General features: G+C 66.0%; 18 protein-coding genes. 6 read left to right on the top strand and 12 right to left on the bottom strand.

Going from position 1 to position 19,441, the window contains the following annotated elements; genetic code table 11:
* Window position 1: 1 nt before the first annotated feature.
* Together LJD17_RS07820 and LJD17_RS07815 are read right to left on the bottom strand one after the other, a co-directional pair.
* Window positions 2-667, bottom strand: coding sequence for a methionine ABC transporter permease (locus tag LJD17_RS07820; protein WP_227383583.1), 666 nt, complete (start codon window positions 665-667; stop codon window positions 2-4).
* A complete protein-coding gene (locus LJD17_RS07815) occupies window positions 657-1,751 on the bottom strand; it encodes a methionine ABC transporter ATP-binding protein (protein WP_227383582.1) in 1,095 nt (364 codons plus the stop codon). Before LJD17_RS07815 ends, LJD17_RS07820 begins: the two co-directional genes overlap by 11 nt.
* A gap of 268 nt (window positions 1,752-2,019) precedes the next feature.
* On the opposite strand from LJD17_RS07815, the gene LJD17_RS07810 reads away from it, so the two are divergent.
* Entirely contained in the window at window positions 2,020-4,113 is a 2,094-nt protein-coding gene (locus LJD17_RS07810) for an ABC transporter ATP-binding protein/permease (RefSeq protein ID WP_227383581.1), read from the top strand.
* 128 nt (window positions 4,114-4,241) lie between these two features.
* On the opposite strand, the gene LJD17_RS07805 is transcribed toward LJD17_RS07810, so the two are convergent.
* From LJD17_RS07805 to hisS, 5 genes are all read right to left on the bottom strand, one after another.
* Window positions 4,242-4,718, bottom strand: a complete 477-nt coding sequence (locus LJD17_RS07805) for an META domain-containing protein (RefSeq protein WP_227383580.1) — start codon at window positions 4,716-4,718, stop codon at window positions 4,242-4,244.
* A gap of 128 nt (window positions 4,719-4,846) precedes the next feature.
* Window positions 4,847-5,821, bottom strand: coding sequence for an ATP phosphoribosyltransferase (gene hisG, locus LJD17_RS07800; protein WP_227383579.1), 975 nt, complete (start codon window positions 5,819-5,821; stop codon window positions 4,847-4,849).
* Window positions 5,818-6,915, bottom strand: coding sequence for an ATP phosphoribosyltransferase regulatory subunit (locus tag LJD17_RS07795; protein ID WP_227383578.1), 1,098 nt, complete (start codon window positions 6,913-6,915; stop codon window positions 5,818-5,820). The genes hisG and LJD17_RS07795 overlap by 4 nt, the downstream gene beginning before the upstream one ends.
* Before the next feature lie 150 nt (window positions 6,916-7,065).
* On the bottom strand, window positions 7,066-7,596 hold the full coding sequence (locus LJD17_RS07790) for a hypothetical protein (RefSeq protein ID WP_227383577.1): 531 nt from the start codon (window positions 7,594-7,596) through the stop codon (window positions 7,066-7,068).
* Between the two features lie 79 nt (window positions 7,597-7,675).
* Complete coding sequence (hisS, locus tag LJD17_RS07785) at window positions 7,676-9,160, bottom strand: histidine--tRNA ligase (protein ID WP_227383576.1); 1,485 nt, start codon at window positions 9,158-9,160, stop codon at window positions 7,676-7,678.
* Between the two features lie 472 nt (window positions 9,161-9,632).
* On the opposite strand from hisS, the gene LJD17_RS07780 reads away from it, so the two are divergent.
* Window positions 9,633-9,920 (top strand): GIY-YIG nuclease family protein, encoded by a 288-nt coding sequence (locus LJD17_RS07780; protein ID WP_227383575.1) that lies wholly within the window; start codon window positions 9,633-9,635, stop codon window positions 9,918-9,920.
* A gap of 336 nt (window positions 9,921-10,256) precedes the next feature.
* On the opposite strand, the gene LJD17_RS07775 is transcribed toward LJD17_RS07780, so the two are convergent.
* Complete coding sequence (locus LJD17_RS07775; protein WP_227383574.1) at window positions 10,257-10,574, bottom strand: hypothetical protein; 318 nt, start codon at window positions 10,572-10,574, stop codon at window positions 10,257-10,259.
* A gap of 1,017 nt (window positions 10,575-11,591) precedes the next feature.
* Between LJD17_RS07775 and LJD17_RS07770 the strand changes: the two genes are divergently transcribed.
* Complete coding sequence (locus LJD17_RS07770; RefSeq protein WP_227383573.1) at window positions 11,592-12,026, top strand: hypothetical protein; 435 nt, start codon at window positions 11,592-11,594, stop codon at window positions 12,024-12,026.
* Window positions 12,027-12,114: 88 nt separating this feature from the next.
* Here LJD17_RS07770 and LJD17_RS07765 read toward each other — a convergent pair whose 3' ends face one another.
* Window positions 12,115-13,464 carry an aspartate aminotransferase family protein gene (locus LJD17_RS07765; protein ID WP_227383572.1) on the bottom strand — a complete coding sequence of 450 codons (1,350 nt, stop codon included), beginning with the start codon at window positions 13,462-13,464 and terminating at the stop codon, window positions 12,115-12,117.
* 129 nt (window positions 13,465-13,593) lie between these two features.
* Window positions 13,594-13,815, bottom strand: coding sequence for a heavy-metal-associated domain-containing protein (locus LJD17_RS07760; protein ID WP_227383571.1), 222 nt, complete (start codon window positions 13,813-13,815; stop codon window positions 13,594-13,596).
* 171 nt (window positions 13,816-13,986) lie between these two features.
* Here LJD17_RS07760 and LJD17_RS07755 point away from each other — a divergent pair, with 171 nt between their 5' ends.
* The 3 genes from LJD17_RS07755 (at window position 13,987) to LJD17_RS07745 (ending at window position 17,439) form a co-directional block, all read left to right on the top strand.
* Complete coding sequence (locus LJD17_RS07755) at window positions 13,987-15,348, top strand: EAL domain-containing protein (RefSeq protein WP_227383570.1); 1,362 nt, start codon at window positions 13,987-13,989, stop codon at window positions 15,346-15,348.
* Window positions 15,349-15,489: 141 nt separating this feature from the next.
* Complete coding sequence (locus tag LJD17_RS07750) at window positions 15,490-16,371, top strand: TIGR01459 family HAD-type hydrolase (RefSeq protein WP_227383569.1); 882 nt, start codon at window positions 15,490-15,492, stop codon at window positions 16,369-16,371.
* Window positions 16,372-16,476: 105 nt separating this feature from the next.
* The gene (locus tag LJD17_RS07745; protein WP_227383677.1) at window positions 16,477-17,439 is read left to right on the top strand and encodes a bifunctional riboflavin kinase/FAD synthetase; all 963 of its coding nucleotides are present in this window, start codon (window positions 16,477-16,479) and stop codon (window positions 17,437-17,439) included.
* 25 nt (window positions 17,440-17,464) lie between these two features.
* Here the strand turns inward: LJD17_RS07745 and LJD17_RS07740 are convergent, their stop codons facing one another.
* Together LJD17_RS07740 and msrB are read right to left on the bottom strand one after the other, a co-directional pair.
* A complete protein-coding gene (locus tag LJD17_RS07740) occupies window positions 17,465-18,664 on the bottom strand; it encodes a DUF3095 domain-containing protein (protein WP_227383568.1) in 1,200 nt (399 codons plus the stop codon).
* A 118-nt stretch (window positions 18,665-18,782) separates the two neighbouring features.
* Window positions 18,783-19,289, bottom strand: coding sequence for a peptide-methionine (R)-S-oxide reductase MsrB (gene msrB, locus LJD17_RS07735; protein WP_227383567.1), 507 nt, complete (start codon window positions 19,287-19,289; stop codon window positions 18,783-18,785).
* Window positions 19,290-19,441: the final 152 nt, after the last annotated feature.

Here is a 19,441-nt window from a genome sequence, read left to right as displayed (position 1 = left end):
ATCAGGCGTGGCGGATGCGCTTGTTGAGGCGGCGGGCGAAAACATCGCCGAGGCTTTGCAAGGCCTGCACGAGAACGATCAGCACCACCACGACGGCGAGCATCATTTCGGGCATGAAGCGCTGATATCCGTAGCGAATACCAAGATCCCCAAGGCCTCCGCCGCCAACCGCGCCCACCATCGCCGAAAAGCCGATGAGCGACACGACCGCGAGGGTCAGCCCGAGAACGATGCTTGGCAAGGCTTCGGGGATGAGCACCTTGAGGACGATCTGCAGCGGGCTTGCGCCGAACGCGCGTGCCGCTTCGATGAGACCCTGATCAACCTCCCGGATCGCTCCTTCGATCAGGCGGGCGATGAACGGTGTCGCCGCGACGGTCAACGGGACGATGGCTGCGTTGGTGCCGATGGATGTTCCCGCGATGAGACGCGTAAACGGGATGATCGCCACCACCAGGATGATAAACGGCGTCGAGCGCGTGGCATTGACGATCACGCCGAGCACCCGGTTCGCCCATGGGGCGGCAAACAATTCGCCCTTTCCGCTGGTGGCGAGGAATACGCCGAGCGGTAGACCGAAGAGCGTTCCGATACCGGCCGAAATCGCCACCATCAGGAGAGTTTCGCCCGTAGCGCCGGCGAGAAGGCGGATCATCTCAGGCGACATGGCCGAGAACCTCCGTATCGAGTCCGTAATGCGTCAGGAACGCGAGAGTCTTGTCGAGGGAGACCTCTGGCACGCCGATAACCAGCGTGCCGCAGGGCCGGCCTGCGATCTCGTCCACGGAGCCCGCGAGGATGTTGGTCTCGATGTTGAGATCGCGCGCCAGCCGTGCCAGCACAGGGTCCGTCGCGTGGGGACCACGAAAACCGATCCGTACCACAGCCTGACTGTTCGGGGTCGCCTCCGGGCGGAGCCGCTCGGCGACATAGGGCGGCAGGGCGCGGCCCGGCTCGTCTGCGAGAAAGGACCGCGTCACGGTGTGCTGCGGCCTCGTGAACACGTCGAATACATCACCCTTCTCGACGATGCGGCCCCCGTCGATCACCGCCACTTCCTTGGCGATCGAGCGGATCACCGCCATCTCGTGGGTGATCAGGAGGATCGTCAATCCGAGTTCCGCATTGATCCGCGACAGAAGATCGAGGATCGAGCGGGTGGTTTCCGGATCCAGCGCCGAGGTCGCTTCATCGGACAAAAGCACTTTCGGCTTCGTCGCGAGGGCGCGGGCGATGCCGACCCGTTGTTTCTGTCCGCCCGAAAGCTCGGACGGATAACGGTTGCGCTTGTCGGAGAGCCCGACGAGAGACAGAAGTTCGTCCACCCGGGCCGTGATCACCGCCTTGTCATACCCTGCGACTTCGAGGGGCAGGGCGATGTTCTCGGCCGCCGTCCGTGACGACAGCAGGTTGAAATGCTGGAAGATCATGCCGATGGAGCGGCGCGCATGGCGCAGCGCTTTTTCCGGTAGGGCGGAAATGTCCGCGCCATCCACGACGACACGGCCGGAGGTTGGCTTCTCAAGTCCATTGACGAGACGGATCAGGGTCGACTTGCCGGCACCGGAACGGCCGATCACTCCGAGAACGGAACCCTGAGGAACGGCCAGGTCGATCCCGTCCAGAGCCGAAACAGGCGCACCGTGCCGGCCAGGATAGACCTTGGATACGCTTTCGAGCCGAACAATGGCTTCCGCGGGGATTAAGCGCTGCAGTGAGCTATCGTTGAGATATCCGAGAGGTGCATTCATGAGAGGCGTCTCTTTCTGCGGTGCAGCAATGCCGCAGGTCGTTCTCTCTGTCAATCTTTTCGTTCTTTAAATCGGAATTTCCATTGTTTAAAGTCCTTGAACCTGCTTCCGCGAGCCGCTACGGCACGGCCGATATCGAATAAGGCATTACCCGGATTACAAAAAATTCAGTCGCAACAAAGCAGAATTATGTCCATATCTTTGCCACGGGAGCATCGGATCGGCTCGTGATCCGGCATTGCCGTCAGGTTTGTACAAGGATGATGTAATGGTGAAGGCCAGCCTTGCGGCGGGACTCCTCGGTCTTGCCCTGTTTGCGGTTCAGCTGAGCGGGACCCCTGTCTCCCTTCTGTTGCCGCTGTCCCTGATGGGACTCGCTGGGGCGTTGTTCCTGTCCCGGAACATCCCCAAGTTCCTCAAGGTTTTCGTCGGGGTGCTGACTTTCGTGGAAGTCATCATGGCGGCCCTGCTTCTGGCGGACGCCTTTGGGATGATCACGGGCGACCTGGGAGGTTATGTGCCCCCGGCTTCCATGCCGATCGGTGCGACGATCTTCGCCTTCATCATCTACGGACTGTCCCACATTCCGGTGATCCGGAAAATCATGGGCATTGCAGACCGCTATTTCGACTCGTCCGCCGCCAGCGAAATCCGCATTCCGCTCCTTGGCACCGTTCGGGCGTCGGAAGGTGCGATCGGTACGGCGCTTCTGGCCTTTCTGATCCTGATCAACTTTGCACAGGTGGCGTTGAGCGTCCGGTTCAACTTTTTCAACCGCGATATGTTCAACGCCCTGCAGGCCAAGGACGGTGCGGCGTTCTGGTATCAGCTTCTGTGGATCTTCGTGCCCCTGGCCGCCGTCTACATTTCGGTGGCCCTGGTTGAAATCGTTTCCCAATACGTTCTGCGCATCCGCTGGCGCGCATTCCTCAATGGCCTCTACGTGCGTGAATGGCTCGGCGACGGTACGCACTACCGGATGCAGCTCGTCGGGCGAGAGGCCGATAACCCCGATCAGCGCATTGCCGATGATCTGCGCAGCTACGTCGATCAGACCTATTCGCTTTCCATCGGCCTCATGAACCAGTCGGCGACGCTCGTCTCCTTCATCGCGATCCTTTGGGCCCTGTCGCGCGACTTTACCTTGCCCGGAACGGACATTCCGGTGCCTGGCCTGCTGGTATGGGTCGCAATTCTCTATGCCCTCTTCGGCACCTGGCTCACCCATGTGATCGGCCGGCCCCTCATCGGACTCTACTTCCAGCAGGAGAGGGTGGAGGCGGATTACCGCTTCTCCCTCGCGCGGCTTCGGGAATACACGGAACAGGTTGCTCTTCTCGACGGCGAAGAGGCGGAAAAGCAGGCCCTGGGCCGTCGCTTCGGCATGATCGTGGACAACTTCATGCGGATTGTCCGGCGGGTCATGAACCTCACGATTTTCCAGGCGGCCTATTTTCAGGCCAATGTGGTCGTCCCCTACATTCTGACGGCGCCGTACTACTTCATCGACAAGATCAGCCTCGGCCAGATGCAGCAGACAGTGGGCGCGTTCTCAAGCGTTCAGGGAGCGCTGGATTTCTTCATCACCTCCTATTCGACGATCGCGAGTTACAAGGCCGTGGTCGACCGCCTTCTGACCTTCGAGGCCGCCATCGACAATGTGCGTCGTCGCAGCAACGAAGAGCATGTGGAACTCGTTGTATCTCCCGATCAGGACCTGAAGGTGAACGACCTCACGGTAGCGTTGCCCGAAGGGCGGCCGTTGATGCGGGCGGACGATGTGGCATTCCGTCATGGGGAGACGACGCTCCTCACCGGACCGTCCGGTTCGGGCAAATCAACCCTGTTCCGTGCGATCTCCGGAATCTGGCCCTTCGGCGAGGGTCGGATCCAGATCCCGGAGGGACAGACCATGATGCTCCTGCCGCAACGGCCGTACATTCCCATGGGCTCATTGCGCGCGGCCGTCACCTATCCGGGCATGCATGGTGTCTACGAGGATGCGGCGATCCGGGATGCGCTCCAGGCCGCCAAGCTCCCGGCCCTCGTCGACAAGCTCGATGAGGAGCGGGCGTGGGCTCAGACCCTGTCGCTCGGTGAGCAGCAGCGCCTTGCCATCGCGCGTGCCCTTCTGGCCAAGCCGGACTGGTTGTTCCTGGACGAGGCGACCGCGGCGCTCGATGAGCCGACCGAGGCTGACATCTATGCCATGCTGAAGACGAAGCTGCCGCAGGCCACCATCGTGTCCATCGGCCACCGCTCGACCCTGGCTGCCTTCCACGACCGGCGGGTCGACATGCAGAAGCAGGACGATGGTCTCTTCGCCCCTGTCGAAAAGCGCCAGCCCGAACCCGCGGAGTAAGGCCGGCAAGGCGGCAGTCGTTGGGCTGTCGCGGCGGCCAGGAGGCTTGCCGCGTCTGAAGTCGGGAGCGGATCAAAGAAAAAGGCCGGCAGAGATGCCGGCCTTTTTCCATTGAATGGAGAAATGCTCTAGATGGCCCGCTCGAACCTGAGTTCGCCACTCTGTGTCTTGATCGTCAGAACACGACCGACGATGTCCCACTGGGCGGAGGTGCGCAGGGCGACGAGGAAGGCATTCTCAGACGCCATGGCTCCCTTGTCGCAGGCCTTCTTGGTCAGCGCGAAGGGACCGACCGCAAGCCGCTGCTCGCGCAGGGGATAGGCGGTCGCCGAATAGTTGTTGCATCCGCCGAAACCGCGGGCGCGCAGCTGGTCATCCAGCGTGAAGCTGGGGCGGTCGCCCGTGAACGGCTTGCCGTTCAGGCTGACAGCGGTCCAGGTGGAGCCAAGCGGAAAAATCTTGTCCAGTTGGCCCGGTTGCGGGACCTTGGTATCGACCGTGCGCGTCGGACCGGCCGGACGGCCGAGAACTGTCGATGTCTGGGCATGGGCGGCTGGCACAGCGGCTAGGGCGGCCAGGAGCGCCGCAAGTCGAAGCGCGTTCATAGAAACCTCATTCATCGAAACGCCGGGACCATAAGGGGCCTTTGCCGTAGAGGCAACGCCCGTCGTATTGTTGTCCCGTTGCTTTTTGATCAACCACATTCTCTGCAAAACCGCAACGGACCGGCCGATCAGCCGAGACGCCGCATGAGTCGTTCCGTCAGGGTGTTCGTGGGGCGAAACAGATAATCGAAGGCGCGGACGGTTACGTTCTGCGCTCCCAGATTCTGAAGACCGGCAACGATATCGAACACGGTGTTGGCCTTGCAGTGGATCACTGTTTCCCATCCGGCGGGCTCTCCGAACGGGAGTGTCGCGCCGAAATCGTGCAGGATGCCGGCCAGCCCCGAAGCCCGGGCAGGATCGAGGGCCGCGCGGATCTCGCGGCTCATGCGCGCTTCCTCTTCCGCGGCGATCCGCGTCAGCACCGTCATGGCGGCATCGCGCGCGGCCGAGCTCCAGGGCGCCCGGGCCGAGGCGACGAGATTGGCCTCGGAGCGCAGCATGACCCCATCGTCCAGGACCTTGAGAGCATTGGCGGTGAGCGTTGCGCCGGTGGTGGTGATGTCCACGATCAGCTCGGCGGAGCCGGCGCCCGGAGCCCCTTCCGTCGCCCCGAGGCTTTCGACGATGCGATAATCGGCGATGCCCTTCTGGGCGAAGAAGCGGCGGGTGAGATTCACGTATTTGGTCGCGACCCGCATCTTGTAGCCGTGGCGCGCCCGGATGTCGGCCGCCACCTCGTCGAGATCGGCCATCGTGCGCACGTCGATCCAGGCCTGCGGCACGGCGACCACCACGTTGGCGTTCCCGAAGCCGAGGGGCGTGAGGATCTCCACGGCGGCGTCCGCATCGGCGATCTGCTCCCGGATCAGGTCCTCGCCGGTAATGCCGAGATGGGCTGCCCCGGTGGCGAGATGATTGACGATCTCGGAGGCGGACAGAAAGGCGACTTCCACATTCGGGACGCCCGCGAGGGTTCCGCGATAATCGCGAGCGCCCCGCGACTGGGTGAACACAAGGCCGGCGCGGGCGAAGAAGGCGGTCGCATTCTCCTGGAGACGTCCCTTGGACGGCACCGCGATGATGAGAGGGGCTTCGGTCATGGGGTGCTCCCCGTGATGCGATCGAGCCAGAAAGAGCAGCCGACGGCCGGGATGGGCTGGGTGGCGCCGAGGTGTTCGAGGAGATGATCGTAGCGTCCCCCGCCCACGATCGGCTTTCCGTCGGCCCGGCGGGCGTCCTGCACCTCGAAGATGAAGCCCGTGTAGTAGTCGAGATTGCGGGCGAAGGTGGCGGCGAACGAGAAGGCGCCGACATCGAGCCCCCGCGCCGCCATGAAGCCGGTGCGCTCCTCAAAGAGGCCGAGCGCCTCGGACAGGTCGAGCCCCGCCTCCTTGGCGAGAACGCGCACCGCATCCGCCGCCTGATCCGGATCGCCCGAGATGCTCAGGTACCGCTCGATCACGGCGCGGACCTCCTCGCTCAGGCCGCCGCGATTGGCGGCGCGGGCGAGGAACCGTTCGGCGATTTCCCCGGCGCTTCGCCCGCCGACCCGGGCAATGCCCGCGATGGACAGGATGTCCTCGACGAAAGCCTTTGCCGCCTGGGGCGCCTGGCCCTCGATGGCGGCCAGCAATCCGGCATGCTCCGGCTGTCCTTGCTGATCCGGCTCGCTCAAGGCGGCAAGCCCCTGGCCGGACACGATGGCCCGAATGACCCGCCGCTTGGCTGCGGGCGAAACCCCGAGCGCGTCGATAAGCGCGTTCAGCAGGCCCATGTCGCCGAGCTTGACCTTGATGTCGCGAAGGCCGAGCGGCTCCAGCCCTTCCAGGGCGAGACCCAGGATTTCCGCATCGGTCGCAGAGATGTCGCGGCGGCCGATCGATTCGAGGCCCGCCTGGAGGAATTCCCCGGTCTCGCCGGGACGCATGCGGAAGACCGGCCCGCCATAGCTGTAGCCCGCGGGTTCGGCCCCATGGGTGCCCAGATGCTGGAGGCAGACGGGGATCGTGTATTCCGGACGCAGGCACAGCTCGGTGCCGGAGGCGTCCTGGGTAACGAACATGCGTCGCCTGATATCCTCGCCGGACAGATCGACGAACACGTCCGCGGGCTGCAGCACCGGCGGTTCGACACGCGCGTAGCCTTCGCGCTCGAAGAGCGCGATCAGCGCAAGAATGGCATCCGTCTCCGTCACAACCGTCGCTCGAACCCTTGATCGTCGCCTGCTCTCTAGCAACGCTTGGGCCCGAACGCGACCGTTTTCGACCGGAAGGGTGAATGGGAGGGACGAAAGGGGAAGGTCTGGAGACGCGCCCGGCGTCTCCAGAGACAGGGATGGGGCGGATCAGGCGGACTTGTTGCCCTTGTCCGCCGTCTTATCCGCCGCCTTGGCCACGCCGCTCGAGGTCTTGCGCTTGCTGTGATCGCTGGAGCGCTGAACGTAGCGGGGCTTGGTCTCCCGGGTGCCGGATTTTGCGCCGGCGCGATGATCCTCGTCCGTTTCGCCCACGAGGGCGGCAGGCAGGAACTGGCGGGCGGTTTCGCTCACGACGCCGGCGACGGCGCCCGCTGCGGTGTTCATGGCCTCGCGGGCCAGGCCCGCGGCCTCGGCTCCCGCATCGGCGGTGGCGGCGCCGGCCTTCTTGGCCGTGCGGGTCTTGGTCAACGCGGCCGCGGCGGCGCCCGCCGCTGCGATCAGGGCGTCCGCCAGGAGCTCGCGCCCGAGATCGGAGTTGAGCATGTCCTTGAGGGGCGCGAACCCGCCCAGGGCCTTCGAGAGCTTCTGGCCCGAATCCTTCTTGCCCGAATCCTTCTTGCCCTTGCTCTTCGCCTTCGCTTTGTCGCCGGGATGTTTCTTGGCTTTGGCTTTCGCCATGACGGCCTCCTGATTGGTCAAGCTTACCCTGACAACCCGGGAGGGTGCGAGGGAGTTCCAGCCCGGCGGGGCAGGGCGTTCAGGCGAAATGCCGCCCCAGCACCTCCCGCACCGCGTCCACCAGCTTGTCCTCGGAGACCGAGAACTGGGCCGGACGGGCCGCCTTCCATTCCGCGTTGGACGCGATGGCCTCGGCCGCCCTGGCGCCTTCGATAAGGTCCTTGATCTCCACCTGGCCGCGCTCCCGCTCGTTGGAGCCCTGGATCACCACGCAGGGGCTCTGCCGCCGGTCGGCGTATTTCATCTGCGCCTTCATGCCGGAGGAGCCGAGATAGAGCTCGGCGCGGATTCCGGCCCGCCGCAGGGTGCCGACCATGCGCTGGTAGGCGGCGATCTGGTCCTTGTCCATCACGAGAACCACCACGGGGCCGGGGGCCTGCGCGCCGGACACGATGGGGCTGTCGACCATCTTCAGGGCCGAGAACAGGCGGGAGACGCCGATGGAGAAGCCCGTCGCCGGAACCGGCTCGGACCGGAAGCGGCCGACGAGGCCGTCATAACGCCCGCCGCCGCCGACGGAGCCGAACCGGACGGGGCGTCCGTCCTCGTCCGTCACCGTGAAGGTCAGCTCGGCCTCGTAGACCGGGCCGGTGTAATATTCGAGGCCGCGCACCACGGACGGGTCGATGACGATGCGGTCCTCGTAGTCCGAGGCGCTCACGAGGGCGGCGATCTCCGCCAGCTCGTTCACGCCCTCGGATCCGCGAGCGGAGCTTCCGACGACCCCGCGCAGGTTCTCCACCGTCGCGGCGTTGGAGGCGCCCTTCGCCTCGGTGAAGGCAAGCACCCGCGCAATCGCGTCGTCCGCGAGCCCGGCGCCCTTGGTGAAGTCGCCGCTCTCGTCCTTGCGGCCGGGGCCGAGGAGCTGGCGCACCCCGTCGGGGCCGAGCCGGTCGAGCTTGTCGATGGCGCGCAGGACCGTCAGGCGCTGCCCGGCCTGTCCCTCGCCGCCGAGGCCGATGGCTTCCAGCACCCCGTCCAGAACCTTGCGGTTGTTGATCTTGACCATATAGCTGCCGCGCCCGATGCCGACCTTTTCCAGGGTGTCGGCGGCCATCATGCAGATTTCCGCGTCCGCCGCGACGGAGGCCGCGCCGACCGTGTCGGCGTCGAACTGCATGAACTGGCGGAAGCGGCCCGGTCCCGGCTTCTCGTTCCGGAAGACCCAGCCGGCCCGGTAGCTGCGATACGGCTTGGGCAGCGCGTCGAAATTCTCGGCCACGTAGCGGGCCAGCGGCGCGGTGAGGTCGTAGCGGAGCGAGAGCCACTGCTCGTCGTCGTCCTGGAACGAGAACACGCCCTCGTTCGGCCGGTCCTGGTCGGGCAGGAACTTGCCCAGGGCGTCCGTGTATTCGACGAACGGCGTCTCGACCCCCTCGAACCCGTAAAGCTCATAGCTTTCACGGATCGCCGCGAGCATGCGCTCGGTCGCCGCGAGTTCCGCGGGGCCACGGTCGGCAAAGCCGCGCGGGGCGCGCGCCTTGATTTTGTCGGGCTTGGACATGGGTCAGGATAGCCGGATGATGAGAAAAGGTTGTGGCGGTCCTACCCCGTGACGCCGGGAGGGGCAAGGGTTGATGCCGCGCGCCGATCCCGCCCCAAGCGCTGCCCCGTCATTCCGGGGCCGCGCAGCGGAGCCCGGAACCCATAAACGTTGAGGTTTCCGAAAGGGGTGCACGGTTGCCATCGCATCTTCTCCTGCATCGCCAGCGTGTATGGGTTCCGGACTTGCCTTGCGGCAATCCGGAATGACAGTGGGCGTTCCCGTCATTCCGGGACGGCCCTGCGGGCCGGGCCCGGAACCCATAACCGCTGAGGGTGCCAGAGAAGCCGCAACGGCCACCATAGCGTTCTCTCCTGTGACGTCAGCGTGTATGGGTTCCGGGCTCTCGCTGACGCTCGCCCCGGAATGACGAAAGGGGAGCTTGCCGGGGATGTGAAACATAGTATCATGTGCCTCGCATTCGTTGGGTCGCATGACGTACTCCGTTTATCTTCTGGCCAGCCGCCGCCATGGGACGCTTTATCTCGGCGTCACCAACGATCTGTCCCGTCGGGTCGGTGAGCACAAATCCAAGGCCGTTCCGGGCTTCTCCGCCAAATACGATGTCCACCGCCTCGTCTGGTACGAAACCTACGAGCGCATCGACGAGGCGATTGCCTGTGAGAAAAGCCTGAAGAAGTGGCGGCGGGACTGGAAGATCAGGTTGATCGAAGAGATGAACCCCGACTGGTCGGATCTCTCCTTGGTCCTCAACCAATAACCCCGCCACACCTCCCGTCATTCCGGGGCGCCGCAGGCGAGCCCGGAACCCATAAACACAACCGTTCAGGATCAAGCGCAGTGGCCACCGTTGCTCCGCAATCTCGAACCGCCAGCGGATATGGGTTCCGGGCTCTCGCGACGCTCGACCCGGAATGACAGAGCGCGGTACCGTCATTCCGGGACGCACCTCCGGTGCGGGCCCGGAACCCATAACCGGTGACGATGCCAGAGAAGCCGCAACGGCCACCGTCGCTCTCTATCCTGCGCCGCTAGCGGATATGGGTTCCGGGCTCTCGCATCCGCTCGCCCCGGAATGACGGGTGGCGCGGTTGCCTCACGGGCAGGAGCGCAGCAGCGCCGCGATGGTGGTGCGCTCCTTGAGCCAGACCTCGCGGTGGTCGTCCATCTCCTCCAGCACCGCATCGGCAAAGCGCTGGCGGTTTTCGAAATAGCATGGCGGGCCATAGCCGCCCCGGCAGCGGCGCTGGGTGCGGCAGGTGCGGCGGCGGCAGGTTTCGGGGATCTGGATCACGTCGGCGAGACGGCGCAGGGCGTCGTCGGCATCGGGCAGGTGGGCGAGGATGCGCTGAACGCGGCTCATGATGAACACCTCAAAAATGATCGATGGAAAAACATGCGGGAAAAAAGGCATGGGCCTGCGGGCCCGGAGACCTTTGGGGGCTCCGGGCCGGGAAGCTTATCGAGGGTGGCGCGTCGGGCAGCCCGGCTCGCGGATGATGGGGAAGGGAAGAGCCGAGATGCCTCTTCGCGCACGGTTCTTTTAGGCGGACAGGAGAGGCAAGGCTCAGGCATCGCCGCAGGCGGGCTCCGTCTCGTGCGACGGGGGCCTGCGACCGATCCCGACAACCCGCCCAGCATCCTGGGCCTCCCATCCGGTGCGGCTGCGTGACCGCACCGACGGGACCGTGTCCGGTCCCGCTCTTGCGACGCCTCGCGAGTGCGCCCCTCGTCAGGACCTGATCTATGAAACGATATAGCTCAGCTTGTCCCGCCAGTCAAGAACAAAATGAGAACAAAAGCCGTTGGACGCCCCGAGCACCCGAGCCGTTCTGCACGCGCCCGGGCTTGGTGCGACGGAGCCGGGCCAGCCCCCCACTGTCATTCCCGCGAAGGCGGGAACCCAGAAGCACGAACGCTGCCGGAGGAGGTGCCTTCAGGATGCGCTTCTTTCGGGACTGTCAGCGGCTATGGGTTCCGGGCTCGCCTGCGGCGCCCCGGAATGACGGAAGCGCCCCTGTCATTCCGGGGCGAGCATCGCGAGAGCCCGGAACCCATAACCACGACGATCCCGGAAAAGACGCGACGGCACCCGTGCACCCCTTTCGGAAACCTCAACGGCTCTGGGTTCCGGGCTCCGCTGCGCGGCCCCGGAATGACGGGAGCGCCGCCACTGTCATTCCGGATGGCCGGAAGGCAAGTCCGGAACCCATAACCGCTGACGATGGAAGAGAAGCCACACCGGCTCCCTCGCAGCTCTCGATCCTCAACCCTGATGCGACGGCTCCCGCCTGCGCGGAAATGACGGCGGAGCGATGCTCGCGCCATTGACCCCGCACCGCTTCCCCGTGTTATCTCGTTGCCGGAACCGGGCACACCGGTTCTGGGGCGTGAGAACCCCTTACGCAGCGGCAAGCATCAGCCGCTAACGATGCCTTCCCAACCTTACGGTCGGGGAGGCGCTGTCGCATGTCCAGGGCGAAAGCCTAAAGGACAGCGCGGCCGTCTGCGTACGGCTTCTCAACTCCCCGACCACCAGCGGCGCTGGTGGTCGCTTCACCGTGAAGGGGAGTTGCCGATGGAGCCGCCGTACAGTGTCCTGGCGGATGCCTTGTCCAAATATCAATCGTCGCCGGATTGGGTTCAGGCGCTCTGGCTCGTCGCCGTGCCGGTGACGGTGGTGGGGTCGGTGGCCTGCGTCATGCGCGGCGTGACGGCGATCGTCCTGGCGCTGCTGGCCCGGCGTCGCGGCCCCGAGGGGGCGGCGTCCGGGGCGGAGATCGACTGGATGGCGGTGCCGGGGGAGGAGAGGGCGCCGCCACTGGCGGCGCGGCGGATCCCGCGCCTTCCCGGGCGCGGTCCATAGGAGCACGTATCCTCGTCATCGGGCGGGCCGCCAAAAAGCGCATGGCCGGCGCGGGGGCCGGCCATGGCGTGTCGATGGGGCGGAAGGGTCAGGCGACCTTCTTGATCACCCGGGTGAGCTTGTCGGTGATCTCGCCGATCTGCTCCTCGGTGATGATGAGGGGCGGCGAGAGGGCGATGGTGTCGCCGGTGATGCGCATCATCAGGCCCTCCTCCTGGAAGGCCCGGTCCATGGCCTCATAGGCGCGCGCGCCCACCGCGTCGGGACGGGACGCGAGATCGATGGCGCCCACGAGCCCGATGGTGCGGATGTCGAGCACGTTGGGCAGGTCCTTCAGGCCGTGGATCGCATCGGCCCAGACCGGCTCCAGGGCCTTGGCCCGCTCGAAGAGCTTTTCGTCCCGGTAGATGTCCTGCGCCGCGAGGCCCGCCGCGCAGGCGAGAGGGTGGCCCGAATAGGTATAGCCGTGGAACAGCTCGATGGCCTTGTCGGGACCCTGCATGAAGGCATCGTGGATGCCCTTGCGGACCAGGACGCCGCCCATGGGCACCGCGCCGGAATTCACGCCCTTGGCGAAGGTGATCATGTCCGGAACCACCCCGTAGCGCTCCGCCGCGAAGGGGGTGCCGAGGCGGCCGAAGCCGGTGATGACCTCGTCGAAGATCAGCAGGATGCCGTACTTGTCGCAGATCTGGCGCAGGCGCTGGAGATAGCCCTTCGGCGGCGCCAGCACGCCTGTGGAGCCGGCCATCGGCTCGACGATCACGGCCGCGATGGTGGACGCGTCGTGCAGGGCGACGATGCGCTCCAGGTCGTCCGCCAGATGGGCGCCCCATTCCGGCTCGCCGCGCGAGAACGCCTGCTCGGCCCGGTTATAGGTGTGCGGCAGGTGGTCGACGCCCGCCAGCAGGGTGCCGAAGAACTGCCGGTTCTTCACGATGCCGCCGACCGAGATGCCGCCGAAGCCCACTCCGTGATAGCCGCGCTCGCGGCCGATGAGGCGCGTGCGGCTGCCCTGGCCGGAAATGTTCCAGTAGGCGAGGGCGATCTTGAGGGCGGTGTCCACCGCCTCGGAGCCGGAATTGCAGAAGAACACGTGGTCGAGATCGCCCGGGGCGAGCTGCGCGATGCGCGAGGCGAGGGCGAAGCCGCCCGAATGGCCGAACTGGAAGGCCGGGGAATAATCGAGCTCGGCGGCCTGGGTCTGGATCGCGGCGGTGATCTCGTCGCGGTTATGGCCCGCGTTGCAGCACCAGAGGCCCGCGGCCCCGTCGATCACCTCTTTGCCCTCGGGCGTGTAGTAGTACATGCCCTTGGCGCGGGACACCATGCGCGGCCGCTGCTTGAAGGCGCGGTTCGCCGTGAACGGAAGCCACCAGGCATCGAGATCGTTGGGGGCGGAAAGGTCGACGGCGACCCGGGACGGATGAGCGTTCATGGCATTCCCCGAAACATTGGATTCGCCGGAGCCTAGCAGCCGTCCGGCAAGGCCGCAAAACCTGATTGCCGTTCGGGAGTCACAAAAACGCGGGGGCTGCGTCAGCCTGTCATGATCGGTCCGTCGCGATCAGCCCGTCATGGCTTCGGCCTCGTAGCCGGCGGCGTTCAGGGCCTCGGCCACGTCGATGGCCTGCGCCTTGGTCATCACGTGGACCCGGCCATGGTCGAGATCCACATCGACCTCGGCGCCGGGATCCAGGCGCTGAATGGCTTTCGTGACCGCGTTCACGCATCCCTGGCAGGTCATGCCCTCGACCTGCATCAAGAGATCCTTGCGGGGTTCGTCCATGGCTGCATTCTCCTGTTCACCCGAGGCCGCCCTGTCCCGAGGCTTTCCGAAAGCGGCGCGCGGAGCGGAAAAATCGTTTCCGCCGGTATCGTCACGCTTGCGGTCGGGGTCCGGGTCGGACAACATCGTTGCAACTTTGATTCGCCTTTTACCAGGGGAGCGGGGGCACCCATGGTCAAACTGGCCCAATGGCCCGTCTTGTTTAAAGGCCGAGGCGCGAAATGGTTCGTGCCCGGCATCGGCATCGTCGCGTCCGGAATCGCCATCGCGGGGGCCATCCAGGCCGAGAGCCTGCTGCCGCTGGTCGTGATCCTGAACCTTGCGGCCTTCGCCGTCATGGGGGTGATCGGCCTGCGGGTGGACGCCTCCTCGCGGCAGGCCTCCTCCGACGTCGCGGCCCTGGCCGGGCGCGTGACCAGGCTCGAACGGCAATCACAAGGCAACATCGCGACCCCGATCCTGCGCAGCACCATGGCCGAGGTCACGGGGACCGTCGGCCTGCTCGGCGGCGTCGTGCGCGAGCTTGCCCGGAACGTGGCCGCCCAAAACCGGGACGTGGCCGATCTCAAAAGCAGCGTCGGAACACCCGGAGCCGCCGGCGCGAAGGAAACCACGGCCCTGCGCATCGGCCCCGAAACGCGCCGGGCCAACTCTCCATCCGAGGTCTCAGTGGTGCAACAGGAGCCGTCGCTCCTGCCCCTGCACGGGCTCGGGGCGGACATGAACCGGGCGCGCATCGCCCTTCAGGCCTTCGAGGCGGATGCCATCGAACTGCATCTTCAGCCGATCGTGTCCCTGCCGCAGCGGAAAGTCCGGGTTTACGAGGCCCTCGCCCGGCTGCGCCTGGACGACGGAACGCTGATCGGCCCGGCGGAATTCCTGTCCTCCCTGGAGCGGTTCGGCCGTCTCCCGGAACTGGACCGGCGGATGGTGATGCGGACCATCGCGGTCGCCCGCCATCTGGTGGCCCGGGGAAGCGAAGCCGTCGTGACCGTCAACCTCTCCCCCCGTTCGTTGGGGGAGCCGGGCTTCCTGCGCTCGATCCTGCGCCTGTTCGAGGCCGCGCCCGACGTGACGGGCAAGATCGCCCTGGAGATCCCTCAGCGAAGCTGGCGGACCCTCGACACGGAGCAGCGGGAGGTCGTGTTCGCCCTGTGCGGCCGCGGCATTCCCTTGTCCATCGACGGGGTCGAGAATCTTCATATCGACGTGCGAACCCTCGGTGAGCAGGGCGTCCGCTTCGTGAAGTGCTCCGCCGAGCGGATCCTGGCGGCCGCCGGGCGGGCCGACGATCAGGATATGGATATCCTGGCCGCCGCCTCCCTCCTGCGCCGTTTCGGGATCAGCCTCGTGGCCGAGCGCGTGGAGCGGGAGGAGATGGTGCCCGCCCTGACAGCCCTCGGAATTCCCCTGGCGCAAGGCTTCGTCTTCGCGGCCCCGCGGGCGGTCCGGGCCGAAGTTCTCGGCGGAAAGGCCCCTGTGCCTGCCGAAGCGGAACCTGCTTCGCCTCAAGCCATGCGGCGTGCCGGTTGACTTCGCGTCCGCGAAGGCCTACCCGCCGCGACCAGCATACGATCGTCCGAGGCCGGCAGCCGTTTGCCGCAGGATCGCGCTGCAACCCGGATGCCGGGACGGCGGTTCCGATCCAGCCAGCCTCTCAAGCTGTGAGACCCGATGACTGCTTCAAACCTCCCGGTCCTCGTCGATGGGCTCGAGCCCATGGCCGGCCGCTACGAGCTTATTCTCTGTGACGTGTGGGGCGTCCTCCACAATGGGGTCCGGGCCTTCACGCCCGCCAGCGATGCGCTGGTCCGCTTTCGCCAGAACGGCGGGCGGGTGGTTCTCGTCTCCAACGCTCCGCGTCCCGGCGCGTCGGTGGGAACGCAGCTCGACGGCTTCGGCGTGCCGCGCCGCGCCTATGACGCCATCGTCACCTCGGGCGACCTGACGCGCCTCGCCATCGAGGAGCGGATCGCGCAGGTCGTGCACCATATCGGTCCCCCGCGCGACATGCCCATGTATGAGGGTCTCGACGTGAATTTCGGGCCCATCGACGAGGCCGATTACGTGGTCTGCTCGGGGTTCGAGAACGACGAGCGCGAGACGGTCGAGGATTACCGTTCGACCCTGGAGGCCATGCGCGCCCGGAACCTCCTCATGGTCTGCGCCAATCCCGATCTCGTGGTGGAGCGGGGCAACGTGATCGTGCCCTGCGCCGGGACGATCGCCCTCGCTTACGAAGAGATCGGCGGCCGGGTCTTTTATGCGGGCAAGCCGCACGCGCCGATCTATGAGCGCGCCATCACGGTGGGCGCACGCCTGAAGGGCCAGGACATTCCCAAGAACCGGGTGCTCGCCATCGGCGACGCCATCCGCACGGACATCGCGGGCGCGGCCGGCTACGGCATCGATTCCCTCCTGGTCGCCCGGGGGATCCATGCGGAGGAGCTGAAGGCTCATCAGGGTCCCCTGGTGTCGCAGCACGTGCAGGACTGGCTGGATCGCCAGACGGCCAAGCCCCAGGCCGTCACCGACGCCCTGTCCTGGGCCGCTTAAGTCTTCCGGCGCCGGCAGACGAAGAGGATGCCGGAACGGCTTCCTCCCTTGACCGGCGCGGCGCTTTTCGACAGGGTCGCGGCCGTTCCAGCCCACCCAGGTCCCATGCTCCCCGCCATGCCCTCATCCCGCCCCATCACGGTCTGCCGCGACGGTGAAGCCGTGCCGGAGACGCTTGTGGGAGCGGTGGCGGCGATCGGCAATTTCGACGGCGTGCATCGGGGGCACCAGCACCTGATCCGCATGGCCATGGGCACCGGCCATCCCGCGGCGGTGGTGACGTTCGAGCCGCATCCACGGACGTTTTTCCAGCCGGACAAGCCGGTGTTCCGGATCACGCCGGAACCCGTCAAGCTGGCGATCCTGGCCCGCCTCGGCCTCGACGGGGCCTTCATCCGGCGGTTCGATGGTGGATTGGCAGGTCTCGACGCGGAGGCGTTCGTATCTCTCCTGGCCCGGCACCTTCGCCTCTCCGGTGTCGTGATCGGGCACGATTTCCATTTCGGCCGGGGACGCGAGGGCAATCCGCGACGCATGGCGGAGCTCTGCGAGGCTCATGGCCTGACGTGCCGGATCGCCGACGCGGTCATGTCCGGGGCCGACCTCGTTTCGTCGAGCGCCATCCGCATGGCCCTCGAAGGCGGCGACATCGCCGGGGCGAATGCCTTGCTCGGCTACCGCTGGTTCGTGCGCGGCGAGATCCGCCATGGCGACAAGCGGGGACGCCTGCTCAATTATCCGACCGCCAACATGCGGCTGCCCGACGATGGCCGCCTGCGCTATGGCATCTACGCGGTGCGGGCGCTGGTCGACGGGCGGCTGGTCGACGGGGTCGCCAGCTTCGGGCGTCGTCCGACCTTCGACAACGGCGCGCCCCTTCTCGAAACGCATCTGTTCGATTTCGCGGGCGACCTTTACGGCAACGTCCTCGACGTGGAATTCGTCGGTTGGATCCGCGGCGAGGAGCGGTTCGAGAGCGTGGACGCGCTGATCGCCCAGATGGACCGGGATTCGGAAGAGGCGCGGCGTCGGCTCGCGGCCGACCGAACCCCGTCGATGCTCGGCTAGCGATTCCCGATACGGGCCGGTGATATCAGCCGGTCGCCGATCCTTGCGACGAGACCGCCGGCTTCAGGGACTGGGCGGCCATGGCGTAGCCGCCCATCGCCCCATCGACGAAATGGATATGATCGCTGCGGGTCGCCGAGGGCACGAAGCAGGTCATGAGGGCGGCTTCCTGCCGATGAAGGCCGTAACGGGCGACGCCGTGCTCCTGGGCCTGCCGAAGCATCGTCTCCATCCGGTCGGCCAGGGCGGGGGTGCAGTCGAGGGTCATCCGCAGGCCGTCGTCGAACTTGCGAAAGTCCGTGTTCTCGATGAGCTGATGCCAGTAGCGCTCGGGATCGAACCTGCCCAATCGCAACCGGAGCCGGAAGATAGCGAAGGAGGTGAGCCGCCTTGCGGCAAGCTTGAGGACCGTTCCCACGCTCGGGCTCCGGGCCCCTCCGATCGCCTTGGCTTCGAGCGCGAATCCCTTGAACGGCGTCGTGAAGGTCGGTCCTTCGTCCGGAACGGGCCGGTGCGCTTGCGTCCTGTCCTCGGCCAGCTTCAGGATCTCGTCGATCAATCCGCTGAACGCGGCCGGGTCGGAGGCGGGCTCCGGGATCACGATGAGCGACAGGATCACGCCGTGTTGCGCGGGGATCTCGTCGAAGCGGCACGAAAGGCCGGTCAGGTTCGGATGTGTTCCGGGCGTCGCAGGCGTGAGGGCGTAGATCCCGGCCTTCATCTCGCGCTCCGCATGGGCCATGCCCCCACCGGAGAACATGGCGTAGGAAACATCCGCGGATGCGGCAAAGCGCGCGACGCGCACGTCGTGCCCCGCTTCCCGCACGGCCGCGACCGGCACCAGGGCGATCCGCAGGTCGAGATCGAAATCGTCCCGCACCCAGGCGGCAACGGCGGTCAAGGCGTCGCGCGCCAGGTCCGCCTTGTCGGGCGCAAGGGCGAAATTGGCCCCATCGCCTCCGAAGATGAAAGGAAAGTCGTTGCCGTGCAGGGCATTGGCGACCGCCGCGATGACGGCCGCCGCCGCGGTGTTCACTTCCTTGTAGCGACCGGCCGCGATGGCGGAGGTGGATCGGACGATATCGGCCAGGCCCAGCACCCAGTCGTCCGGAAGCGGTGTGTAGATGGAAGGATCAGTGAGACGCGCGAACCGATCGAAGACCGGCAGGCGGTCGTAGAAGCCGGACGCTTCGGCGGAGTGCGGCACCAGGGCATCCGTGCTCATCCGTCCGTGCTCCTGATCATAGGTCCTGCATGTGGGTCCTGCTGATAGGCATGCCCGTTCGGCCTCGGTTCAGGAGAATGGACTGTGGGCCGAAAGGGCAGGCGAGGCAAGGACATGGTCAGGCGATGGGCTCGCCTTCCGGGGCGCCGCGATCCAGGAGATCCGGCAGGGGGTCGCCCTCGGCCACGAACCGCAGGGAGACGGAGTTCATGCAATAGCGCTCGCCGGTCGGGGGCGGGCCGTCGTTGAACACATGGCCGAGATGGCCCTCGCAGCGGGTGCAGCGGATCTCGGTCCGGATCATGCCGTAGCTCGTGTCCCGGACGAAGGCCACGTGCGACCGGTCGATCGGATCGAAGAAGCTCGGCCAGCCGGTGCCGGATTCGAACTTGGTCCCGGACTTGAACAAGGGCAGGCCGCAGAGGCGGCATCCGTAAGTGCCCCTCGACTTGGCCTCGTTGAAAACGCCGCAGAAGGGACGCTCCGTCCCGTGTTCGAGGATGACATGGCGCTCCTCGTCGTTGAGATCCGCAATCAGGTGATCGCGCTCTTCCTTGGTCGGAGGCGTGAGGTCGAAGCCCGCTTTCGAGCGCCGTTGGGTGGCGGCGGTGGTTGATTGGTCCATCGTCGGGTCCTTCTCGCAAAAGTCAGCGCAAGCCTATATGGGGATTGGGCCCGACAATAAGAAGCTTTGCCTGCCGCCGCCACGCTTTATTCTCGGCGTCCGCGCTGCTAAAAGGCTCGTCATGTCCGTGCTTTCCAAGCCTCCGAACAGGG

It is taken from the genome of Microvirga rosea (genome assembly GCF_020595095.1).
GTDB lineage: Bacteria > Pseudomonadota > Alphaproteobacteria > Rhizobiales > Beijerinckiaceae > Microvirga > Microvirga rosea.
Note: the sequence above shows the minus strand (reverse complement) of the source record. Positions and strands in the feature narration are given on the sequence as shown.

Coding starts and splice junctions, on each gene's coding strand:
- LJD17_RS07820 (WP_227383583.1), bottom strand. CDS start 667: ATGTCGCCTGAGATGATCCGCCTTCTCGCCGGCGCTACGGGCGAAACT.
- LJD17_RS07815 (WP_227383582.1), bottom strand. CDS start 1,751: ATGAATGCACCTCTCGGATATCTCAACGATAGCTCACTGCAGCGCTTA.
- LJD17_RS07810 (WP_227383581.1), top strand. CDS start 2,020: ATGGTGAAGGCCAGCCTTGCGGCGGGACTCCTCGGTCTTGCCCTGTTT.
- LJD17_RS07805 (WP_227383580.1), bottom strand. CDS start 4,718: ATGAACGCGCTTCGACTTGCGGCGCTCCTGGCCGCCCTAGCCGCTGTG.
- hisG (WP_227383579.1), bottom strand. CDS start 5,821: ATGACCGAAGCCCCTCTCATCATCGCGGTGCCGTCCAAGGGACGTCTC.
- LJD17_RS07790 (WP_227383577.1), bottom strand. CDS start 7,596: ATGGCGAAAGCCAAAGCCAAGAAACATCCCGGCGACAAAGCGAAGGCG.
- hisS (WP_227383576.1), bottom strand. CDS start 9,160: ATGTCCAAGCCCGACAAAATCAAGGCGCGCGCCCCGCGCGGCTTTGCC.
- LJD17_RS07780 (WP_227383575.1), top strand. CDS start 9,633: ATGACGTACTCCGTTTATCTTCTGGCCAGCCGCCGCCATGGGACGCTT.
- LJD17_RS07775 (WP_227383574.1), bottom strand. CDS start 10,574: ATGCCTTTTTTCCCGCATGTTTTTCCATCGATCATTTTTGAGGTGTTC.
- LJD17_RS07770 (WP_227383573.1), top strand. CDS start 11,592: ATGCCTTCCCAACCTTACGGTCGGGGAGGCGCTGTCGCATGTCCAGGG.
- LJD17_RS07765 (WP_227383572.1), bottom strand. CDS start 13,464: ATGAACGCTCATCCGTCCCGGGTCGCCGTCGACCTTTCCGCCCCCAAC.
- LJD17_RS07760 (WP_227383571.1), bottom strand. CDS start 13,815: ATGGACGAACCCCGCAAGGATCTCTTGATGCAGGTCGAGGGCATGACC.
- LJD17_RS07755 (WP_227383570.1), top strand. CDS start 13,987: ATGGTCAAACTGGCCCAATGGCCCGTCTTGTTTAAAGGCCGAGGCGCG.
- LJD17_RS07750 (WP_227383569.1), top strand. CDS start 15,490: ATGACTGCTTCAAACCTCCCGGTCCTCGTCGATGGGCTCGAGCCCATG.
- LJD17_RS07745 (WP_227383677.1), top strand. CDS start 16,477: ATGCTCCCCGCCATGCCCTCATCCCGCCCCATCACGGTCTGCCGCGAC.
- LJD17_RS07740 (WP_227383568.1), bottom strand. CDS start 18,664: ATGAGCACGGATGCCCTGGTGCCGCACTCCGCCGAAGCGTCCGGCTTC.
- msrB (WP_227383567.1), bottom strand. CDS start 19,289: ATGGACCAATCAACCACCGCCGCCACCCAACGGCGCTCGAAAGCGGGC.